21 protein-coding genes and 2 tRNA genes are annotated in these 21,231 nt (G+C 66.9%); 11 read left to right on the plus strand and 12 right to left on the minus strand.

Features of this window, described 5'->3' with window-relative positions; translation table 11 throughout:
* Positions 1 to 211 precede the first annotated feature (211 nt).
* The 4 genes from FOZ70_RS22580 to FOZ70_RS22595 form a co-directional block, all read right to left on the minus strand.
* A complete protein-coding gene (locus FOZ70_RS22580) occupies positions 212 to 2,578 on the minus strand; it encodes a bifunctional (p)ppGpp synthetase/guanosine-3',5'-bis(diphosphate) 3'-pyrophosphohydrolase (protein ID WP_021164124.1) in 2,367 nt (788 codons plus the stop codon).
* Positions 2,579 to 2,641: 63 nt separating this feature from the next.
* Positions 2,642 to 2,845, minus strand: a complete 204-nt coding sequence (gene rpoZ, locus FOZ70_RS22585) for a DNA-directed RNA polymerase subunit omega (protein WP_006025620.1) — start codon at positions 2,843 to 2,845, stop codon at positions 2,642 to 2,644.
* A gap of 58 nt (positions 2,846 to 2,903) precedes the next feature.
* The gene (gene gmk / locus FOZ70_RS22590) at positions 2,904 to 3,587 is read right to left on the minus strand and encodes a guanylate kinase (protein WP_021164125.1); all 684 of its coding nucleotides are present in this window, start codon (positions 3,585 to 3,587) and stop codon (positions 2,904 to 2,906) included.
* Positions 3,588 to 3,594: 7 nt separating this feature from the next.
* Positions 3,595 to 4,518 (minus strand): YicC/YloC family endoribonuclease, encoded by a 924-nt coding sequence (locus FOZ70_RS22595; protein ID WP_175894703.1) that lies wholly within the window; start codon positions 4,516 to 4,518, stop codon positions 3,595 to 3,597.
* A 173-nt stretch (positions 4,519 to 4,691) separates the two neighbouring features.
* Between FOZ70_RS22595 and rph the strand changes: the two genes are divergently transcribed.
* From rph to FOZ70_RS22640, 9 genes are all read left to right on the plus strand, one after another.
* Positions 4,692 to 5,423, plus strand: coding sequence for a ribonuclease PH (gene rph, locus FOZ70_RS22600; RefSeq protein WP_059590234.1), 732 nt, complete (start codon positions 4,692 to 4,694; stop codon positions 5,421 to 5,423).
* Position 5,424: 1 nt separating this feature from the next.
* Positions 5,425 to 6,051 (plus strand): RdgB/HAM1 family non-canonical purine NTP pyrophosphatase, encoded by a 627-nt coding sequence (rdgB, locus tag FOZ70_RS22605; protein ID WP_021164128.1) that lies wholly within the window; start codon positions 5,425 to 5,427, stop codon positions 6,049 to 6,051.
* A gap of 34 nt (positions 6,052 to 6,085) precedes the next feature.
* Positions 6,086 to 7,300: a radical SAM family heme chaperone HemW gene (hemW, locus tag FOZ70_RS22610; RefSeq protein WP_219706762.1), complete on the plus strand. Its 1,215-nt coding sequence runs from the start codon at positions 6,086 to 6,088 to the stop codon at positions 7,298 to 7,300.
* Between the two features lie 44 nt (positions 7,301 to 7,344).
* Positions 7,345 to 7,432, plus strand: a tRNA-Ser gene (locus tag FOZ70_RS22615).
* A gap of 142 nt (positions 7,433 to 7,574) precedes the next feature.
* Positions 7,575 to 7,970 carry a hypothetical protein gene (locus tag FOZ70_RS22620; protein ID WP_060157399.1) on the plus strand — a complete coding sequence of 132 codons (396 nt, stop codon included), beginning with the start codon at positions 7,575 to 7,577 and terminating at the stop codon, positions 7,968 to 7,970.
* 233 nt (positions 7,971 to 8,203) lie between these two features.
* Positions 8,204 to 8,497, plus strand: coding sequence for a hypothetical protein (locus FOZ70_RS22625; protein ID WP_027788108.1), 294 nt, complete (start codon positions 8,204 to 8,206; stop codon positions 8,495 to 8,497).
* A gap of 334 nt (positions 8,498 to 8,831) precedes the next feature.
* Entirely contained in the window at positions 8,832 to 9,323 is a 492-nt protein-coding gene (locus FOZ70_RS22630; protein WP_021164133.1) for an energy transducer TonB, read from the plus strand.
* 294 nt (positions 9,324 to 9,617) lie between these two features.
* Entirely contained in the window at positions 9,618 to 10,928 is a 1,311-nt protein-coding gene (locus tag FOZ70_RS22635; protein WP_021164135.1) for an MFS transporter, read from the plus strand.
* 102 nt (positions 10,929 to 11,030) lie between these two features.
* Positions 11,031 to 11,210, plus strand: coding sequence for a hypothetical protein (locus FOZ70_RS22640; RefSeq protein ID WP_021164136.1), 180 nt, complete (start codon positions 11,031 to 11,033; stop codon positions 11,208 to 11,210).
* Positions 11,211 to 11,229: 19 nt separating this feature from the next.
* Here FOZ70_RS22640 and waaC read toward each other — a convergent pair whose 3' ends face one another.
* Positions 11,230 to 12,228, minus strand: a complete 999-nt coding sequence (gene waaC, locus FOZ70_RS22645) for a lipopolysaccharide heptosyltransferase I (RefSeq protein ID WP_219706763.1) — start codon at positions 12,226 to 12,228, stop codon at positions 11,230 to 11,232.
* Between the two features lie 170 nt (positions 12,229 to 12,398).
* On the opposite strand from waaC, the gene FOZ70_RS22650 reads away from it, so the two are divergent.
* Positions 12,399 to 13,958 carry a chloride channel protein gene (locus FOZ70_RS22650; protein ID WP_219706764.1) on the plus strand — a complete coding sequence of 520 codons (1,560 nt, stop codon included), beginning with the start codon at positions 12,399 to 12,401 and terminating at the stop codon, positions 13,956 to 13,958.
* Positions 13,959 to 14,074: 116 nt separating this feature from the next.
* On the opposite strand, the gene FOZ70_RS22655 is transcribed toward FOZ70_RS22650, so the two are convergent.
* The 5 genes from FOZ70_RS22655 to FOZ70_RS22675 all read right to left on the minus strand — a co-directional run bounded on the left by FOZ70_RS22655 (position 14,075) and on the right by FOZ70_RS22675 (position 17,252).
* Positions 14,075 to 14,476: a YXWGXW repeat-containing protein gene (locus FOZ70_RS22655; protein WP_059485255.1), complete on the minus strand. Its 402-nt coding sequence runs from the start codon at positions 14,474 to 14,476 to the stop codon at positions 14,075 to 14,077.
* A 160-nt stretch (positions 14,477 to 14,636) separates the two neighbouring features.
* Positions 14,637 to 14,891: a cell division topological specificity factor MinE gene (gene minE / locus FOZ70_RS22660; RefSeq protein ID WP_006486661.1), complete on the minus strand. Its 255-nt coding sequence runs from the start codon at positions 14,889 to 14,891 to the stop codon at positions 14,637 to 14,639.
* 12 nt (positions 14,892 to 14,903) lie between these two features.
* Positions 14,904 to 15,719 (minus strand): septum site-determining protein MinD, encoded by an 816-nt coding sequence (minD, locus tag FOZ70_RS22665; RefSeq protein WP_042978309.1) that lies wholly within the window; start codon positions 15,717 to 15,719, stop codon positions 14,904 to 14,906.
* Between the two features lie 59 nt (positions 15,720 to 15,778).
* Positions 15,779 to 16,558, minus strand: a complete 780-nt coding sequence (minC, locus tag FOZ70_RS22670) for a septum site-determining protein MinC (RefSeq protein ID WP_219706765.1) — start codon at positions 16,556 to 16,558, stop codon at positions 15,779 to 15,781.
* 181 nt (positions 16,559 to 16,739) lie between these two features.
* Positions 16,740 to 17,252, minus strand: coding sequence for a GNAT family N-acetyltransferase (locus FOZ70_RS22675; RefSeq protein ID WP_027788116.1), 513 nt, complete (start codon positions 17,250 to 17,252; stop codon positions 16,740 to 16,742).
* 656 nt (positions 17,253 to 17,908) lie between these two features.
* Between FOZ70_RS22675 and FOZ70_RS22680 the strand changes: the two genes are divergently transcribed.
* Positions 17,909 to 19,069, plus strand: coding sequence for an alkane 1-monooxygenase (locus tag FOZ70_RS22680; RefSeq protein WP_219706767.1), 1,161 nt, complete (start codon positions 17,909 to 17,911; stop codon positions 19,067 to 19,069).
* Between the two features lie 105 nt (positions 19,070 to 19,174).
* Here the strand turns inward: FOZ70_RS22680 and FOZ70_RS22685 are convergent, their stop codons facing one another.
* Both FOZ70_RS22685 and FOZ70_RS22690 read right to left on the minus strand, forming a co-directional pair.
* Positions 19,175 to 20,710: a methyl-accepting chemotaxis protein gene (locus tag FOZ70_RS22685; protein ID WP_021163429.1), complete on the minus strand. Its 1,536-nt coding sequence runs from the start codon at positions 20,708 to 20,710 to the stop codon at positions 19,175 to 19,177.
* A 319-nt stretch (positions 20,711 to 21,029) separates the two neighbouring features.
* Positions 21,030 to 21,120 (minus strand) — tRNA-Ser (locus tag FOZ70_RS22690).
* Between the last annotated feature and the right edge of the window lie 111 nt (positions 21,121 to 21,231).

Genomic DNA, 21,231 nt, shown 5'->3' on the forward strand with positions numbered 1-21,231 from the left:
GAATCCTGCCAGCCGCGCCACCTTAAAAGGGGCTTTCCTCCGGGAAAGCCCTTTTTCTTTTCCGCCTCCCCTTCCCTTGCTTACGACACGGCCCGCTTACAGGCGCCCTTGTCCAGGCCACGCCGCACGTTCGCCCTTCGTGCCGCACAAATGAAAACGGCGGCCATATTGGCCGCCGTCGATCAATCGCCCGCTCGTGCTCCGGCAAGCGTCAATAATCCTGCCGCTCGCGCTCGATCCGCATGCCGCCGTCATGGCGCGCGTGCGCGCCGTCGTCGGTCGAACGCTCGCGCATGATCCGCATCACGTCCGGATTGGTCCGCACGCGCCGCATCACGTTCGCAAGATGCACGCGGTCGCTGACCTGGATCACGAAGCGCAGTACCGTCGATTCGTGTGTCAGATCCTCGTCCATCGCGATATGCACGATATTCGCGTCGGCCGACGTGATGTCCGCCGCCACGCGCGCAAAGATGCCCTTGGTGTTCTTCACGAGCGCCTTCACCGCGACATCGAACAGGCGGCCCGGCTGCGGCGCCCATTCGACGTCGATCCAGCGGCCCGGATCGCGGCGATGAATCCGCTGCGCCACGCGGCAATCGGTCGTATGAATCGCCATCCCCAGGCCGATGCCGATGTAGCCCATGATCGCGTCGCCCGGAATCGGCCGGCAGCACGCGGACAACTGCACGGACATCCCCTCGGTGCCGGTAATCACGACCGGCGGCGCATGGTGCGCGGGATGCCGCTCGGACTTCGGCAGATCGTCGTCCGCATCGCGGCCGCTCATCAACACCTCGATGCGCTTGGCCATCACCGCGGCAACGCGACGGCCGAGGCCGATGTCCGCGAAGATTTCCTGACGGCTCTTGTTGCCCGTCCACTGCACGAGCTTCTCCCACACCTCCGGCTCGACATCGGCGAGCGCGAGACCATAGCCTTTCAGGCTCTGGTCGACCAGCCGCTCGCCAAGCTGCACCGACTCGTTCAGGCGCATCGTCTTCAGGTAGTGACGGATCGCCGAGCGCGCCTTGCCGGTACGCACGAAGCCGAGCCATGCGGGGTTCGGCTTCGAATACGGCGCGGTGATCACCTCGACGATGTCGCCGCTCTTCAGCTCGGTGCGCAGTGGCAGCAGCTCGTTGTTGATCTTCACGGCCACGCACTGGTTGCCGAGATCGCTGTGGATCGAATACGCGAAATCGAGCGCCGTCGCGCCGCGCGGCAGCGCCATGATCTTCGACTTCGGCGTGAACACGTAGACCGCGTCGGGGAACAGGTCGATCTTCACGTGCTCGAGGAATTCGCTCGAATCGCCGGCTTCGCTCTGGATGTCGAGCAACGACTTCAGCCACTGGTGGGCGCGCTTCTGCACGTCACTGAGATCGGCGCTGCCGTTCTTGTACAGCCAGTGCGCGGCGACCCCCGCCTCGGCAATCTCATGCATCTTGCGCGTGCGCACCTGGAACTCGATCGGCGCGCCGAACGGACCGACGAGCGTCGTGTGCAGCGACTGATAGCCGTTGATCTTCGGGATCGCGATGTAGTCCTTGAACTTGCCGGGCACGGGCTTGTACAGCGCGTGCAGCGCGCCGATGCACGTGTAGCAGTCGAGCGGGCTGTCGACGACGACGCGAAAACCGTACACGTCGAGCACCTGCGAGAACGACAGCTGCTTGTCGCGCATCTTGCGGTACACGCTGTAGATGGTCTTTTCGCGGCCGGTGATCTCGGCGTCGATCTTCGCGTCGGCCATCGCGCGCTGTGCGGCCTCGAGAATCTTGCTGATCACTTCGCGGCGGTTGCCGCGCGCCGCCTTGACGGCCTTCTCGAGTGTCGCGTAGCGATGCGGGTTGAAGTTCGCGAAGCTCATGTCCTGCAGCTCACGATACGTGTTGTTCAACCCGAGGCGGTGCGCGATCGGCGCGTAGATATCGAGCGTCTCGCGCGCGACGCGGCGGCGCTTTTCCATCGGCACCGCGCCGAGCGTACGCATGTTGTGCAGGCGGTCGGCGAGCTTGACGAGGATGACGCGCACGTCGCGTGCCATCGCGAGCAGCATCTTGCGGAAGTTTTCCGCCTGCGCTTCCTCGCGACTGCGGAACTCCATCTTGTCGAGCTTCGACAGGCCGTCGACCAGTTCGGCGACCTTCGGGCCGAACCGTTCGGCCAGCTCGCTCTTGGTCACGCCCTGGTCTTCCATCACGTCGTGCAGGAGCGCTGCCATGACGGCCTGCGCGTCGAGCTTCCAGCCGGCACAGATTTCCGCGACGGCGACGGGATGGGTGATGTAGGGTTCGCCGCTCTGGCGATATTGACCGAGGTGGGCTTCGTCGCTGAAGTGGAACGCCGCCTTGACCTCTTTGATTTCTTCCGGAGCGAGATACTCGGCCAGCACGGCCGTCAGTTTCGCGATCGAAACGACGCCGTGCTTGCGCGGCTGCTCAGGTGTGGCGGTCGGCCCGAACAGATGCCGGAAGGACTGTTCGAGGACCGCGTCGATGTACTGGCGCGCAGGCGACTGGGCCGTGGCTTCGGTGGTCGAATCCGCGGAGGCGGACGATGGGGTGGTGCTCATATTCGCCTCCAGGTCGAGTCGTTGCGCGCGTGGATTACATGGCTGGAACGGGCCGGATGCGCGTTACACCGGCACCTTCTTCAGCATCTCGACGCCGACCTGGCCGGCAGCGATTTCGCGCAGCGCGACGACGGTCGGCTTGTCGCGGCTTTCGATCTTCGGCGTATGGCCTTGCGCGAGCTGCCGCGCGCGATAGGTGGCGGCGAGCGCCAGTTCGAAGCGATTCGGGATTTGCTTCAGGCAGTCTTCGACGGTAATGCGAGCCATGTTGGTAATTCCTTCTGAATATAGTCCTTATTCTACCTTATGTCCCTCGTCCCCCGCGTCATTCCGCGTGGGGCAGATGGATGCCGAGCTCGATGAACAGCTCCGTGTGTCGCGCGTACTGCGAAGCAAAGCGCAGACGCGTGGCCGCGACGATGCATTCGAGCTCCGCGAGCGCACGCTCGAAATTCTCGTTGATCACCACGTATTCCGCTTCCGACGCGTGCGCGATCTCGCTGCCGGCGGCGAGCAGGCGGCGCGTGATCACGTTCGGTTCGTCCTGGCCGCGCTTCTTCAGGCGCTCCTCGAGTGCGTCGAGCGACGGCGGCAGGATGAAGATGCCGACCGCGTTGCGGAACTGCTTCTTCACCTGCAGCGCGCCCTGCCAGTCGATCTCGAGCAGCACGTCGTGGCCGTTCTTCATCTGCTCTTCGATCCAGACGCGCGACGTGCCGTAGTAGTTGCCGTGCACTTCCGCGCTCTCGAGGAATTCATGCGCCGCGTGACGCGCGCGGAAATCCTCGACCGTCGTGAAGTGATAGTGCCGGCCGTCCTGCTCGCCCGGGCGCGGCTTGCGCGTCGTGTACGAGATCGACAGGCAGATGTCGTTGTCCTTCGACAGCAGCGCATTCACGAGCGTCGACTTGCCGGCGCCCGACGGCGCGACGACCATGAACAGGTTGCCGGGATAGACGCCGCCGTGCAGCGAATGCGACGCGTGGACGTCGCGGGTGGATTCGGTCATGTTGCTGTTACTCCAGGTTTTGCACTTGCTCGCGCATCTGCTCGATCAGCAGCTTCAGCGCCATCGACGCGTCGGCGAGTTCCTTCGCCGCCGCCTTCGAGCCGAGCGTGTTCGCTTCGCGATTCAGTTCCTGCATCATGAAGTCGAGACGCTTGCCGACGCGGCCGCCCTTCTCGATCACGTGACGCGTTTCATTCAGGTGCGCGGTGAGACGCGACAGCTCTTCCGCGATGTCGATCCGGATCCCGTACATCGTCACTTCCTGACGAATGCGCTCCGCGGCCTCCTCGCGCGTGACGATCGTCGCGCCGCCCTCGGGCGCCGCGAGGCCGAGCGCTTCCTGCAGCCGTTCGACGATCTTCTGCTGATGCTTCGCGATCAGCTCCGGCACGAGCGGCGTGATGCGCGCGACGATCGCTTCCATCTCGGTGACGTTCGACAGCAGCATCGTCGCCAGTTGCGCGCCTTCGCGCGAACGCACGACGACGAGCTCGCCGATCGCTTCCTTGCCGCAGGCGAGCACCGCGTCGCGGATCGCTTCCGCCGATACGCCGCTTTCGGCGATCACGCCGGGCCAGCGCAGGATCTCGCCCGCGCGCAGGCGGCCGACGCCCGGGAACGTGTCCAGCACCGAGCGCTCGAGCTCGGCGAGCTGGCCGAGCGCCGACTGGTTCAGCGCGCCGGCGCCGATGCTCTGCTCGCCGCGCTGCAGGTTGATGCGGATGTCGACCTTGCCGCGCGACAGCTTGTTCATCAGCATTTCGCGCAGCGCGGGTTCGCACGCGCGCACGTCGTCCGGCATCCGGAAATTCAGGTCGAGGAAGCGCGAGTTCACGGTGCGCAGTTCGACCGACACGCTGGTGCCGCCGTTACCGGTGGCCGTCGCGAGTTCGCGCGTCGCGCTCGCGTAGCCCGTCATGCTGTAGATCATGGTTCGTCTCGCCGTCTGAGTGCCCTCGCGGGCGGGGATATGTCGAGGCGCCCGGCGCATCGGAAAGCGCGGGGCGGGAAGCGCGCATTATCCCATTTTTGGGAACCACCCCGCCGGGCAAGCCCGCCGTTCGGCGCTAAAATCGGGGTTTCCTCTCGTTCCGCGATTCCCACATGACGTCCTCCGTTTCCCGCCCGAGCGGCCGCCGCGCCGACGAACTGCGCAAGGTCGCCCTCACGCGCCACTACACGAAACACGCCGAAGGCTCGGTGCTGGTCGAATTCGGCGACACCAAGGTGCTCTGCACCGCGAGCGTCTCCGAACGCGTGCCCGATTTCCTGCGCGACCGCGGGCAAGGCTGGCTGACCGCCGAATACGGCATGCTGCCGCGCGCGACGCACACGCGCAGCGACCGCGAAGCCGCACGCGGCAAGCAGACCGGCCGCACGCAGGAAATTCAGCGCCTGATCGGCCGCGCGCTGCGCGCCGTGTTCGACCTCGAGGCGCTCGGCCCGCGCACGATCCACATCGACTGCGACGTGATCCAGGCCGACGGCGGCACGCGCACGGCGAGCATCACCGGCGCGTTCGTCGCCGCACACGACGCCGTGTCGACGCTGATCGCGGCCGGCAAGCTCGCACGCTCGCCGATCACCGACCACGTCGCCGCGATCTCGGTCGGCGTGTACGAAGGCGCGCCCGTGCTCGACCTCGATTACGCGGAAGATTCGCGCTGCGACACCGACATGAACGTCGTGATGACCGGCGCCGGTGGCTTCGTCGAAGTCCAGGGCACGGCCGAAGGCGTGCCGTTCTCGCGCACCGAGATGAACGCGCTGCTCGACCTCGCGCAAGGCGGAATCGCCGAACTTGTGCAGCTTCAGAAAGACGTGCTGGGCGCCTGACATGCCGGACGACCACACCATCGCGCCGCTGTCGCGCATCGTCCTCGCGTCGAACAACGCCGGCAAGCTGCGCGAATTCACCGCGCTGTTCTCGACGGTCGGCATCGAGATCGTCCCGCAGGGCGACCTCGCGGTGCCCGAGGCGGACGAGCCGTTCGGCACCTTCATCGAGAACGCGCTGACGAAGGCGCGTCACGCGTCGCGGCTCACCGGGCTGCCGGCGATCGCCGACGATTCGGGCCTGTGCGTGCGCGTGCTGCGCGGCGCGCCGGGCGTCTATTCGGCGCGCTATGCGCAGCGCGCGGGCCGCGACAAGGGCGATGCGGCGAACAACGCGTATCTCGTCGAGCAGCTCCGCGGCGTCGACGACCGGCGCGCATACTATTGCTGCGTGCTCGCGCTCGTGCGCCATGCGGACGACCCCGAGCCGCTGTTCGCCGAAGGGCGCTGGGCGGGCGAGATCGTCGATACCCCGCGCGGCGAGCACGGATTCGGCTATGACCCGTATTTCTACCTGCCGTCGCTCGGCGCGACGGCCGCCGAACTCGAACCGGCCGTGAAGAACACGCACAGCCACCGCGCGCTGGCGCTGAAGGCGCTGCTGGCGCGGCTCGCGGAGGAAGCATGAGCATGCCCGATACCCCTTCGCTGCGGGAGGTTGCATGAGCCAGGCCGCGGAAACCGGCGCACGCGTCGTCGCGACCTTCACGTCGCCCGGCCAGGTGCGGCTCACGTCGCTGCCGCCGCTCGCGCTGTACGTGCATTTCCCGTGGTGCGTGCGCAAGTGCCCGTACTGCGATTTCAACTCGCACGAGTGGAAAGGCGAACGGTTTCCGGAAACCGAATATCTCGACGCGCTGCGCGCCGATCTCGAGCAGGCGCTGCCGCTCGTGTGGGGCCGGCAGGTGCATACGGTGTTCATCGGCGGCGGCACGCCGAGCCTGCTGTCGGCCGCCGGCCTCGACCGGCTGCTGTCCGACGTGCGCGCGCTGCTGCCGCTCGACGCCGATGCCGAGATCACGCTCGAGGCGAATCCGGGCACGTTCGAGGCCGCGAAGTTCGCGCAGTTCCGCGCGAGCGGCGTGAACCGCCTGTCGGTCGGCATCCAGAGCTTCAACGAAACGCACCTGAAGGCGCTCGGCCGGATTCACGACACCGCGCAGGCGCGCGCGGCCGTCGAGATCGCCGCGAAGAACTTCGACAACTTCAACCTCGACCTGATGTTCGCGCTGCCGAACCAGACGCTCGACGAATGCCGTACCGACATCGAAACCGCACTGTCGTACGCGCCGCCGCATCTGTCGCTGTATCACCTGACGCTCGAGCCGAATACGCTGTTCGCGAAGTTCCCGCCGGCCGTCCCCGACGACGACGCGTCGGCCGACATGCAGGAATGGATTCACGCACGTACGGCCGAGGCCGGTTACGGGCGCTACGAAGTGTCCGCGTATGCGAAGCCGAATCATCAGTGCAAGCACAACCTGAACTACTGGCGTTTCGGCGACTATCTCGGGATCGGTGCGGGCGCGCACACGAAGCTGTCGTTCCCGAACCGGATCCTGCGGCAGGCACGCTACAAGCATCCGGCGACCTTCATCGAGCAGGCGATGGCCGGCACGGCCGTGCAGGAGGAGCGTGAAGTCGGCGCGCGCGACCTGCCGTTCGAGTTCATGCTGAACACGCTGCGGCTCGTCGAGGGCTTCCCCGTGCACAGCTTCGCCGAGCGCACCGGCCTGCCGATGAGCACGATCGAGCCGGCACTGCAGGAAGCGGAACGGCGCGGGCTGATCGCACGCGATTTCGCGCAGATCGCGCCGACGCCGCTCGGCCAGCGTTTCCTCAACGACCTGCAGGAATTGTTCCTGCGCGACGATTGAGGGCATGAAGATCGCGGCATTTCGGTTACAATGCCGCCTCGTGTGGAAGCGTGGCCGAGCGGTTTAAGGCACCGGTCTTGAAAACCGGCGACGGGAAACTGTCCGTGAGTTCGAATCTCACCGCTTCCGCCAGGAAGTTTGCCAAACCCCGTCCATTCAGCGAATGACGGGGTTTTTTGTTGGTTTCCGTACGGCTTTCCGCCACGTTCCGACGCGTCCCGCCGGATGCCGTTACAATCCGGCGCTCCGATTCGCGAAACGGGAAACCCTCGTCATGAAGCCCCTCATCGTCTCGTCGCTCGTCGCCTTGCTCGCGGCCGTCAGCACGCACGCGGCAGCCGACACCGCGCCCGGCAGCGCCGCGCAAGCGTCGTGCGCGATCGCATACGTGTCCGGCGTCGGCGGCTCGCCGCGCGGCCTGAGCGAATACCTCGCGAGCCCCTCGCCGTACAACTACCTGAAAGACAACGACCTCCAGTGCAAGGTGGGAGACGACGGACGCACGTCGAACTGCACCGGCGTGACCTACCTGCGCAACGAACAGGTGAGCGTGTACGACGATTCCGATCCGGCGACGCTCACCGTCGTGGCACGCGTGGAGCTCGACCATGGCCAGAAATACCCGGTGATCATCGTCGTGCAGCGCAAGGACGCCCGCTGCAAACAATGATGCGGCGCCGCGCGCGAACCCGTTCGTCGAAACGTCACGTGCGTTCGCGCCGAGCTCTCGCGTGGCATCCGAGCCACCGGCACGGGCAGCAGCCCGTCATCGCGCCGCAGCGCGCCGGAAGCCTCCCGGCCAGCCGCTCGATCACCTAGAATTCGATCAACACGGCGACACGACCGCCGCCGCGTACTCGATGCCGCGCGCGCCACCCCTGCGTGCGGTACACGGAGATCGCCATGACCGAACTGTCGATACCGACGGAACACGTCGATTACGAAGGCTTCGAGGTCCATGTCGTGCCGGCTGCCGTGCCCGGCAGCGACACGCGCTACACCTACACCGGCTACGTATGCCATCCCGGCGCGAATCCCGCGTTACCGGGCCACGCGGTACCGTTCCATGCGGACGGCGAGGAAAGCTTCGCAAGCCTCGATGAAGCCGTCCACGAAGCCGTGCATGTCGGCAAGAGCATCATCGACGGCACGCACCCCGACCTGTCGGTCCTGTCACTCGTCACGCACGGTTTCTGAACCGGGCGGCACGCATCGCTGACGATTGCGCGGGCGTCCGCCGCGGTGCAGCCCGCGGCAACCGATGCGCGCTGCCGAACCGTCGCCAAGCGCCTGTGTGCCGGTCGCGTTCCTCGCCTTGCTTTCAACCGTGCAACAAGCGCGTCGGGATGCGGACGTGCGGCAGCCGCGCGAGCGTGCCGTCACATGTCACGTCACATCGCGATACGCGGGCGCACGCTGCGTCGCCATCAGCGATCGCGACACCCGGCATCGCCCGTTATGCGTTTCTCCCGATGCCGTCTCGCGCCCGTGCGCCTATCATTTTTTTATAGTCACTTCTGGCTAGCCTCCCATGCGCCCCCTTTCCCGTTCGCGCGTCGACCGGCTGCGTGCAGTTGCACTGGCCGTCGTCGCCATGCTCGCGGCGTGCACGATTACGCCACCTCCGTCGCTGCACTCGATCCTGACGATTCCGTCGGTCACACGCACTGGCAGCCTCGACCAATACCGCGTCGAAGTCGCGCAGCGTGTCGCCGAACGCAATCCGTCCGGCATGCTGCACGGCACGCCGCAGGCCATGCTCCGTTCGCTCGTCGTCGTGGCCTTCACCGTCGATGGCAGCGGCCGGCTCGTCAACGCATCCGTCTATCGCAGCAACGGCGACAACGAAGCGGAAGCGCTCGCGCTCGCGTCGCTGCGCCGCTCGGCACCGCTGCCGCCGCCGCCGTCGCGGCTGCTCGACGGCAACGGCCGGCTCGAAATGATGGAAGGCTGGCTCTTCAACGACGACGGCCACTTCCAGTTGCAAAGCACCGCGTCGGCGCAGGCGCAATCGATCGACTGACCGGCCCGCCGCACCGCGATTGCCGGTGCGCGGCGGCGCTGGCTATAATTTTCCGCAATCGCGCGGCCATCACGCCGCGCGCGCGTTCGTGCGCCCCACCCGGCATGCGAGCCGACCACGCCGGCACCGGGCGGCGGCGACGTACCCGTCTCCATCGTCGACCGGCGGGTGACGTCCGCGCCACGGCGCGCGTCCACGCCGCTACCGCATCATCCGCTCGGCTGCCCCCGGCAGGCGTCCGCCTGTCCGACCGCACACCCAGCCGACCGCCCTAACGACAAAACGGAGACATCCATGTCCGCATCCCCCCCGACCGTTGCACACGCAACCGGTTCGGCCGGCGCCGTCAGCCACCGGCGCATCGTGTTCGCGAGCTTCATCGGCACCGCGATCGAGTTCTACGATTTCTATGTGTACGCAACGGCTGCCGCGCTCGTCATCGGCCCCGTATTCTTTCCACACGGCTCCGCGACCGCACAGGCGCTGTCCGCGTTCGTCACGTTCGGCATCGCGTTCATCGCGCGCCCGATCGGCTCGTTCCTGTTCGGGCACTTCGGCGACCGCATCGGGCGCAAATCGACGCTCGTCGCGTCGCTGCTCGTGATGGGCGTATCCACCACCGCAATCGGCTTCGTGCCCGGCTACGACGCGATCGGTACGCTCGCGCCGGTGCTGCTGTGCGTGCTGCGCTTCGGCCAGGGGATCGGCCTCGGCGGCGAATGGGGCGGCGCCGCGCTGCTCGCGACCGAGCATGCGCCGCAGGGCAAGCGCGGCTGGTTCGGCATGTTCCCGCAGCTCGGGCCCTCGGTCGGCTTCCTGATGTCGAACGGCCTGTTCTTCGCGCTCGCGTTGTCGCTGTCGGACGAGCAGTTCCGCAGCTGGGGCTGGCGCATCCCGTTCCTGGTCAGCGCGGTGCTCGTCGCGCTCGGCCTGTACGTGCGACTCAAGATCACCGAAACGCCCGCGTTCCAGGCCGCGCTCGATCGCAACGAGCGCGTACGCGTGCCGGTCGCGACCCTCGTCACGCAACACTGGCAGCCGACGCTGCTCGGCGCGCTCGCGATGGTCGTCTGCTACACGCTGTTCTATATCTCGACGGTGTTTTCGCTGTCGTACGGCGTGTCGGCGCTGCATATTCCGCGCCAGAGCTTCCTCGGCCTGCTGTGTTTCGCGGTCGTGTTCATGGGACTCGCGACGCCGCTGTCCGCGTGGGCATCCGATCGCTTCGGCCGCAAACCGGTGCTGGTCGTGGGCGCGATCGCCGCGCTGCTGTCGGGTTTCGCGATGGAACCGCTGCTCGGCAGCGGCTCGATGCCGCTCGTCGCGCTGTTCCTGACGATCGAACTGTTCCTGATGGGCGTGACGTTCGCGCCGATGGGCGCGCTGCTGCCGGAACTGTTCCCGACCAACGTCCGCTATACGGGCGCGGGGGTCGCGTACAACCTCGGCGGGATCCTCGGCGCGTCGATCGCGCCGTACATCGCGCAACTGCTGGCGGCGCGCGGCGGGCTGTCGTGGGTCGGCGGGTATGTATCGGTTGCGGCGGCCATCAGCCTGATCGGCGTGCTGCTGATGCGCGAAACGCGCGACGCGTCGCTCGTCTGAGTCTCCGGGGCGACCCGGGTTGTGCGGTGGCCGGCGCTGCCTATACTCGATCCTGGGTGCGCCGCCGCGCGCCCGGGATCCCGCCCCGATGGAGCCGCCGCCATGAACATCCGCCTCGGCAATGCCGATCTCGTCCTGATCCTCGCGCTTGCGCTCGGTGGCGCGCTCCTGCTCGCGCTGCGCTTCCGGCCGAAGACGTGGCGCGGCCTCGTGTTCGAGGCGCTGCTGGCGAACCTGGCGGCGATCGCCGCCGTCGTCACGGTCGAGGCGCTGCTCGCCTGAACCGGCCCGCCCCGCTTCGTCAGGCGGTCAGTCGCGCACGCCGCGCGCCGTAGGCCGGGCAGACCGCACCGATCGCGTCCAGCGCCTCCCCGACCGACGGCACCGTGCCCGGCTCGCCGATGGACAGGGCATTCGGCGCGCCGCCGATCCCGCAATGGTGCCGCGACGTCGCAACGAAGATCATCACGGTCGGCCGCTGCAACGCGTGCGCCATGTGCACGAATCCCGTATCGACCCCCACCACGAGCGCAGCCCGGCCAAGCGCCGCGCCGAGTTCGCGCACCGTCATCGCGGGCAGCACGACCGCCCCCGGCGCGCGTGCGGCGATGTCCTGCGCGTCGTCGTGCTCGGCAGCCGATCCCCACGGCAGCAGCACGCGCACGCCGCGCGCCATCATCTGCGTGGCGAGCGCGGCCCAGTGATCGGCCGGCCATTTCTTGTCGGGGTTGGACGTCGCATGGAACAACAGCATGAACGGTGCGCCGTCGGTCACGGACGTCGGCAGGTTCGCGTCCTGCGGCGGGACGATACCGTACGTGGCGATGCCCTCGGGCGCGTAACCGAGCGCCTCGCCCGCGCTCACGCGCATCCCGTGCCACGCATCGCAGTCCGGCCGCGGGCCGAAGCGATGCGAATACGCGAAGCGGGCGCCCGTTTCGCCGAGATCCTGCGTCTGGTAGCCGATGCGGCGCGCGGCGCGCGCCAGCACCGAAATGATCGCGCTCTTGTAGACGCCGTGCAGGTCGATCACCGCATCGTAGCGGTGCGCCCGCAGCGCGCCGATCGACGCCGAGATCGCCGTCAGGTCGCCGCGATTGCGCATCTTCTTGAAACGGCGCAGCGGCGCGCAAAGGACACGGCTGACGCCCGGATGCCAGCGCACGACCTCCGCGCACGATTCGTCCACCGCCCAGTCGACCGTTACGCCGGGAAAGGCGCGATGCAGATCCGCCACGACAGGCAGCGTCTGGACGACATCGCCGAGCGACGTCACTTTCACGATGAGGATGCGTTTCACGTTTGCGGGGAATAGCCAGCCATTTTGGGATGCTAACGACGGATACCCGCCGCGAACATTACTCTTGAATTACATTTGCAACGAAATGCTACAAGCTTGCGAAACCCTGTCGCCCACTGTGCGACCCCGGTTCCTTTTTATAATGTCTCCTTTGCCCGATGGCCCCGCCGATGCCACGCCCCGCTCTTGCCGCCCTTCCCGCCCTGTTTCCCGCCCTCACCCGTCGCTCGTTGAGAATCTGGCGCCAGTACGGCGTTTTCTGGCTCGGCGCGATTGTCGTCGGCCTCGCGGCCGTACTCTACGCGCGACTGATCGACTGGGGCTATGAAAGCTTCCGCACGATGCGCGATCACGCCGCGTGGCTGCCGCTGCTGCTGACGCCGGCAATCGCCGCGGTGTCGGTATGGATCACGCGCCGCTTCTTCCGCGGCGCCGAGGGCAGCGGCATCCCGCAGGTGATCGCGACGCTGCATGCGCGCCCGAGCGCGTTCGGCTCCCGGCTGCTGACGCTGCGCATCCTGTTCGGCAAGGTGCTGGTGTCGTTCCTCGGCATCCTCGGCGGCTTCACGATCGGCCGCGAAGGGCCGACCGTGCAGGTCGGCGCGGCGCTGATGTTCAACCTGCGGCGCTTCTACCCGCGCTCGAACGCGCAGATCGAACGCCAGCTGGTGCTCGCCGGCGCGGCGGCCGGCCTGTCGGCCGCGTTCAATACGCCGCTCGCCGGAATCGTATTCGCGATCGAGGAGCTGACGCGCAGCTTCTCCGCGCGCGCCAGCGGCGTGCTGATCACCGCGATCATACTCGCCGGCGTCGTCGCACTCGGCCTGAACGGCAACTACACGTATTTCGGTACGATCGATGCCGGCCCCCATTTCCCGAAACTGCTGGCGCTCGCCGTGCTGGTCACCGCGATCGTGACCGGGATCGCGGGCGGGCTGTTCTGCTGGCTGCTGCTCAACACGGGGCGCTGGCTGCCCGCGCGGCTGCTGGGCCTGTATCGCGAGCGGCCGATCGCGTTCGCCGCGCTGTGCGGCTTCGCGATCGCCGTCGTCGGCCTCGTATCGGGCGGCACGACGTTCGGCAGCGGCTATGCCGAAGCACGCGGCCTGCTCGACGGCAGCCAGCATCTGTCGGTGTTCTACCCGTTCCTGAAAATGGTGTCGATGGTCGCGTCGTACCTGCCGGGCATCCCCGGCGGGATCTTCGCCCCGTCGCTGTCGATCGGCGCAGGGTTCGGCAACCTGCTGCACGTCGTGTTCAGCAACATGAGCCTGCCGATGCTGATCGCGCTCGCGATGGTGGGCTACATGGCGGCCGTCACGCAGTCGCCGATCACGTCGTTCGTGATCGTGATGGAGATGATCAACGGTCACGCACTCGTGATTTCGCTGATGGCCACCGCGTTGGTGTCGAGCCGCGTATCGCGCTTCTTCGCGCCGCCGCTCTACGAAACGCTCGCGCTGCGCTATCTCGCGCCGCCCGTCGCGGCCGCGGAACCGGCCGCGGCAGCCGCGGCGAGCACGACGGTGGCAACCGGCGTCACCGAGCCGCAGGATGCGGCCGCCGCGCCCGCCGACCCGCTCGACACGCTGCGCGACGAAGGTAGTGAAGTGCCGTCCGCCGGCGCACCGACCGAAGGCGCCACCGATGCGCCCGCGCCGCACGACGACGAGCCGGCCGCGGCCGGGACCAACGACGCGGCGCAGCCCGGCCCGCGCGACGCTCAGTAGATCACGACGGGTGCCGGCCGGTAGTACACGGGCCGCGCCGGCACGACGATGCACCCGGCCAGCGTGATCGCGACGAGCGCGATGGCGATTGCGGTTCTTTTCATCGCCCGCCTCCATCACGCCCAGTGGCCACGGGTCCAGAACCAGTTCGGACCGCGCTGGTCCCAATGGCCCGGCACCCATTGCATGCCGACGCGCTCGGCCTCCCAGTGGCCGCCGATCCACACGTAGCGGCCATGCTCCCAGTGCCAGTGCCCGCGATCCCACACATAGCCCACGCGCGCGGACGGCACGACCTCGTAGCGCACCGGCGGCGGCGCATTCGGCGCGACGATGACGACTTCCTCGGTACGCACGGCGACCGGCTCGGCGACGACCACGCGGCCCTGCGGCGCGATCACGGGTGTGCCGACGAGAATCTCGTCCGCATGCGCGGCAAGCGGCGCGACGACGGCTGACAGGCTCGCGGCGAGCAGGGCGAGCGAAACGATACGACGTTGAACAGTAGAGACAGCCATCACAACCTCCAGGTTGAACAAGTTACGCGAGCGTATTCGTTCAATGCGGGAGGAGCGATAACGGCCGACAGGCGCCGTGTTACGGCGTGCCCGAAAGTGCAACAGGGCGTAAGACGCGCACGGCGGCGAGTGCCGCCGTGCGGAGGGACACAGGTAGCACTCAGGCCTGCGGGATCTCGATCTTCACTTCGAGGACTTCGAGATCGTCCTGGCGCTCGAGGCTCACGCGGATGTCATCGTTCGAAATATGGACGTACTTCGAGATGACCGCGACCAGCTCCTTCTGCAGCGCCGGCAGGTAATCGGCCGGCGGGCGGCCGCCGACGCGCTCGTGCGCGATGATGAGCTGCAGGCGCTCCTTCGCGACAGACGCGGACTTCTTCTTCTCACCGAGGAGAAACGAAAGGATGGACATTGGCGGCCTCCGTTACTTGCTGCCGAAGAGGCGCTGCAGCAGGCCCGGCTTCTGGTAATCGGTGAAGCGCAGCGGCTTGTCTTCACCGAGGAAGCGCGCGACGACGTCCTTGTACGCTTCCGCCACGTCGGTGCCGTCGATATGCACGGCCGGCAGGCCCTGGTTCGACGCATGCAGGACGGCTTCCGACTCGGGCACCACGCCGATCAGCTTGATGCGCAGGATCTCGCTGATGTCCTCGAGCGACAGCATCTCGCCTTCGCTGACGCGCTTCGGGCTGTAGCGCGTGATCAGCAGGTGTTCCTTGATCGGATCCTTGCCTTCGGTCGCACGCTTCGTCTTCGACGACAGGATGCCGAGAATGCGGTCGGAGTCGCGCACCGACGACACTTCCGGGTTCGTGACGATCAGCGCTTCATCCGCGAAGTACATCGCGTGCAGCGCGCCCGCCTCGATGCCGGCCGGCGAATCGCAGACGATGTATTCGAAGTCCATCGCGGCGAGGTCGTTCAGCACCTTCTCGACGCCTTCGCGCGTGAGCGCATCCTTGTCGCGCGTCTGCGACGCCGGCAGGATGAACAGGTTCTCGCACTTCTTGTCCTTGATCAGCGCCTGGTTCAGGTTCGCTTCGCCCTGGATCACGTTCACGAGGTCGTACACCACGCGGCGCTCGCAGCCCATGATGAGATCGAGGTTGCGCAGGCCGACGTCGAAGTCGATCACGGCCGTCTTGTGGCCGCGCAGCGCGAGACCGGACGCAAAGCTCGCGCTCGTCGTCGTCTTGCCCACGCCGCCCTTGCCCGAGGTCACCACGATGATTTTTGCCATTTACCCAATACCCTGTGTTCGTCAATGAGAGCCGATCGATCCGGAGCGCACCGCGTGTATTACGTCAGGCGCAGCGGTTCGATCATCAGTTTTTCCTCTTCGAGCCGGATCTGCACCGCTTTCCCCAGTACATCGGCGGGCAACGGGTTCTCGGTTGTCCGATAGATACCCGCGATCGAAATCAGTTCCGGCTCGAGACACGTGCAGAAAATGCGCGCGTCGTGATTGCCGTGCACGCCCGCGAGTGCGCGGCCGCGCAACGGCGCGTAGATGTGGATATTGCCTTCCGCGATGATCTCCGCGCCGTGACTGACCGGCGCGAGCACCACGAGGTCTCCTTTCGCGTAAATCTGCTGCCCCGAACGCAACGGCCGGTCGATCACGAGCGTCTGGCCCCCCGGCTGGTTCGACACCGGCACCGGCTCGGACGCCTGCTCGGGCGCCACCGCGGCTGCCGCAGCGACGACGGCCTCGGCGACCGGCGACGCTTCCGCGCCCTCGGCCGGTTTCGCGGCCGGCGCGCGGCGATCGCGCGCCTCGAGCAGCGGCAGGCCGGCTTCCCCCGCCCAGCCCTGCGTGGCCAGCGCGACGACACCCACCGGGCGCATCCGCACGTCGCTCAGCATCTGGCGGATGTCCGCCAGCGCGACGCGTTCGCCGTCCGCCAGGCGGCGGACGTCGATCGCGACGACATCGTCGGCGAAAAACTCGGGAGTCGCTTCGAAGCGCTTGACCAGTTCGGTACGCAACGCATCGAGATCGGTCGTCTTCACGGAGAACAGCAACGTATCGACCGATCCGCTGCGCAGCTCGAAGAATGGCGATTTTTTAAGCGACATGGACACTCTGCAAAAATTTTTTGCGTATTTTACAGGCGTCCACGCGCGCGGCCATTATTTTTGGGGAACCGGGTTGCGGCGCACCGGGCGGGTGCGCAACCGGAGAGCGGGCTGGCAAGGGGGCTGGCAAGCGGGCGACCGGACCTTCATCGCGCCGCGCGGCCCGCGTTCTGACGTCGCGTCAGTGTTTCACCTGCGACACGTACAGCGATTTCATCGCGCCGGGCATCCGCGCGATCGGCGCGTGTTCGCCGGTGTTGCCGAAACCCGCGCGCTCGTAGAAGCGGATCGCGTTGCGGTTCGCATCGGCAATCCACGCGTAGACGTCCTGGGCGCCGCGCTCGGCGAGCCAGGCGGTGGCCGTCTCCAGCAGCAGCACGCCGCCGCGCAGATGGCGCACCGCGTGCGCGACCCACAGCTCGCTGACGAACGCACGCCGATCGGGCGTATTGTCGAAATACGCGCCGATCATGCCGGCCGGATGGCCTTCGGTATACAGCAGGAAAGTCGTCGACTCGTCGGACACGGCGCGCTGCGCGGCGATCGCCGACGCTGCGTCCGTTTCGACGTTCAGCAATTCGGCCTCCGGCGCTTCGCCGGGCGCGTAGGGCTCGCGCAGCGATGCAGCGCGGAGTTCGCGATACACGCCGCCCTGGTCGGCAACGATACGACGAACGGTCAAGGTCGAACTCATGCAGGCACACCCTTCGGACAGCAAGCTATTAGCTTCAACCGAAAGCGGGGCATGAGTCAAATCGTAATTTTCAAATGGCAGCGCGAATCGAAAGGCGGCAGGCACTGCGGGCGGCCATGCGGCCAGCCCGTGTGCAGGTGCAGCATCGATGCGGCAACCGGACGACCTCCGCGACGACTTCATTCGACACCAGGCGCCAGTCGCCTTGCGGCACGAGGCAGCCGCAGGTCGGGACCCGTGCATTTCATCATGAAAGGCGTAATGAACCGTAATATTGGTAACGTCGAAGCAAGCGACATGGGTCGCCACCCCGCTCCGCATATTGCGACGCAACATTTGTTGCGAACCCGCAGCGTCGATGCCCGTCCTCGTCACGGCACGCCATCCGTCTGACAAACCTGCCGCCCGCACGGGCCGATCCGGCCATTCCCGCATGTTTCAATCGGCGTGCTGGGGCCCTTCCCTGCCTGCGCCGCACGCGCGCCGCCGTTTGGAGCCGCACGCCTAGTGCCGGAGTTTGGCAAGCGTGCACATGGGTCGTATAACAGGCAGAACCGGACGACGATCCGGTTCAACCGCGCGTGCGTCGCGGGCCAACGAGAATTCAAACAACCGTACAGGCGGCCGCCTTCGGGCCGGCCGGCAGGAGGGAGACAATGGCAATGACCGACGGATCGGCTTCGGGCTGGTCGGATGGCAAGCGTTACCTGTGGCTGCTCGGCGCGCTGACGATCACGCTGCCGATTCTCGCCGCCCAGCTCGCGCTGTCGACGGGCCTGCACGTGTTCTGGTGGTTCGGCCCGCTGTTCGCGTTCGGCGTGATCCCGATCCTCGACACGCTGATCGGCGACGATCGCGACAATCCGCCCGAGGCCGTGGTGCCGCACCTCGAACGGGAGCGCTACTACCGGCTGATCGTCTATCTCGCGACCCTCGTCGAATACGTCGCGTTCTTCGCGTGCGTATGGATCGTCGGCACGCACGCGCTCGCCTGGCACGACTATGTCGGCTTCGCGCTGTCGCTCGGCGCCGCGACGGGCATCTCGATCAATACCGCGCATGAACTCGGGCACAAGACCGACCGCTTCGAGCGCTGGCTCGCGAAGATCACGCTCGCGCCGGTCGCATACGGCCATTTCTACGTCGAGCACAATCGCGGCCACCATGTACGTGTCGCGACGGCCGAGGATCCGGCGAGCGCGCGCTACGGCGAATCGTTCTGGGCCTTCCTGCCGCGCACCGTGACCGGCAGCATCCGCTCCGCGTGGCGGCTCGAGAAGGCCCGCCTCGAACGCCTCGGGCATTCGCCGTGGACCTGGCGCAACGAGGTGCTGCACGCCTGGGCGATGACCGTCGTCGTGTGGGGCATCGCGATCGCGATGGCCGGCAAGGTCGTGATCCCGTTCCTCGTGATCCAGGCCGTCTACGGCGCGTCGCTGCTCGAAGTCGTGAACTACGTCGAGCACTACGGGCTCGGCCGCCGCAAGCTGCCGAACGGCCGCTACGAACGCTGCACGCCGCAGCATTCGTGGAACAGCAATCACGTCGTCACCAACCTGTTCCTGTACCAGCTGCAGCGGCACGCCGACCATCACGCGAATCCGACGCGCTCGTACCAGGCGCTGCGCCACTTCGACGATTCGCCGCAACTGCCGGCCGGCTACGCGACGATGATCCTGTTCGCGTACGTGCCGCCGCTCTGGTATCGCGTGATGAATCCGCGGGTGGTCGCGCACTACGGCGGCAACATGGCGCAATCGAACATCAAGCCGTCGATCCGCGCCCGGGTGCTCGCGCAATATCCGGCCACGGCTTGATCGCGGGGGCCGGGCCGCTGGTGGCTTGGCGTCGGCGCGTACCGCCGACAGCCGATGCCGCGCCGGCCCCCGGCTTCGTTCGAGCCGGGCACGACGGCGCCCCCGTCACGCCATTTCCGGCAACCTGAACACGGCAACCGCATGCCGCAGCGCGCTCGCCTGCTCGGCGAGTGCCTGCGTCGCGGCCGATGCCTGCTCGACGAGCGCCGCGTTGCGCTGCGTCGCTTCGTCCATCTGCGTGACCGCGATGTTCACCTGCTGGATGCCGCCGCTCTGCTCCTGCGACGCGGACGAGATCTCGCCGACGATCGTCGTGACGCGCTGCACCGCGCCGACGATCTCGTGAATCGACTCGCCCGCCCGGCCGATCAGCACGGCGCCTTCGTCGACCCGCCGCGTCGACTGCTCGATGAGCCCCTTGATCTCCTTCGCGGCGGCGGCGCTGCGCTGCGCGAGCGTACGCACTTCCGCCGCGACGACCGCGAAGCCGCGCCCCTGCTCGCCCGCGCGCGCCGCCTCGACCGCTGCGTTCAGCGCGAGGATGTTGGTCTGGAACGCAATGCCGTCGATCACCGCGATGATCTCGCCGACCTTCGCCGAGCTGTCGGCGATGCCGTTCATCGTGCCGACGGCATCCGACATCACGCCGCCGCCGGCCGCAGCGATCGTCGATGCGTCGCGCGCCAGCTGCGCCGCGTGCTGCGCGTGCTCGGCCGACTGGCGGACGATGCCCGTGAGTTCGGTCATGCTGGCGGCCGTCTCCTCGAGCGACGCGGCCTGTGCCTCGGTACGCGCCGACAGATCATGATTGCCCGACGCGATCTGTGCGCTCGCCGTCGCGACGGCTTCGGCGTGCGTACGCACTTCGAGCACGACGCCCGACAGGCTCGCCTGCATCGTCCGCAACGCGCGCAGCAGGTCGGCGATCTCGTCGCGGCCGGCCGCGTCGACGTCGCGCGTCAGGTCGCCCTCGGCGACGGCCTGCGCGCACGCGACCGCGCGGTCGAGCGGACGCAGGATCGCGCGGCTGAACAGGAACGCACCGACCATCGCGACGCCGAGCACGACCAGCATCAGCACGAGGCTCGCGACAGTGGCGTGCTGCGCATCGCGGCTCGCCTGCGCCGACACGGCGGCACTCTCGTCGGCAATCGACTTCGCGGCCCGCTCCAGCAGCACCGCGGGTTCGCGGTCGACGCCCGCCACGGCGGCATCGCCGGCCGACGGCTCGAAGCCGGCCGCCTTGAACGCGTCGAACCCGCGCCGGTAACCCTCGCCCATCGCCGTGTGCGCACGCATGAACTGCTCGACGAGCGAGCGGCTCTCGCCGGGCGGCAACTGATGAACGAGCTGCGCGGCGAGCGTATCGACCGTGTGCTCGCGCGTCTGGAACGCCTGCCAGTACTGGTCGAGCTTCGCGGGCTGCTTGCCGCGCAACAGCGTGTCTTTCCATTCCTGCACTTGCAGCTTGAACTGCACGAGCGTGGCCGACACGAGCCGTTCGTCGCCGACGTTCGTCTGCACGTCGTCGGCAAACGTATCGATCGACCGATTGAGAATATGGATGCCGTACAGCGCGCCGCCGAACATCAGCAGCAGCGCAACGGCAAATGCGAGGGGAATCTTGTAGCTCAGCTTCATGGGACCTTGGATCGACGGGAACGGTGCAGTCCGGCATGAGCGCCGGCCGCCCCGTGTTAACGGCGCAGCAAGCGCGGGCTTAAAGCTGAAGAAAGCGGCAAGGACAGGATGTGCACGCGCCGCCCCGATCCGGACAGGCTGGACTGCCGACGCTGCCCACTACGCAGCAAGACGTATGGGACACGGTCGCTATCGCATCGGCACATTCCGATGCATCGACGGTCGATGCTGTTGCCGCCGCCACGCCTTGAGACACACGATTGAGCAAGCCCAAAACGAAAAACCCCTTGATCCTTCCGGATCAAGGGGCTTCGTATTTTGGCGGAGAGGGTGGGATTCGAACCCACGGTACGGGGAAACCGTACGCCTGATTTCGAGTCAGGTACATTCGACCACTCTGCCACCTCTCCTTCCTTGCTGCTTTACTGCATTTCGCGTTTGGTCGTTTCCGCGAAAGAAAAGATTATAGAACGATCTCTTCGAATCTCACAAGCCCTTTTTGCAAATTTTTTTGCGAGGGA

The organism is Burkholderia sp. COPS (assembly GCF_019425585.1).
In the GTDB taxonomy this organism is placed as follows: domain Bacteria; phylum Pseudomonadota; class Gammaproteobacteria; order Burkholderiales; family Burkholderiaceae; genus Burkholderia; species Burkholderia cepacia.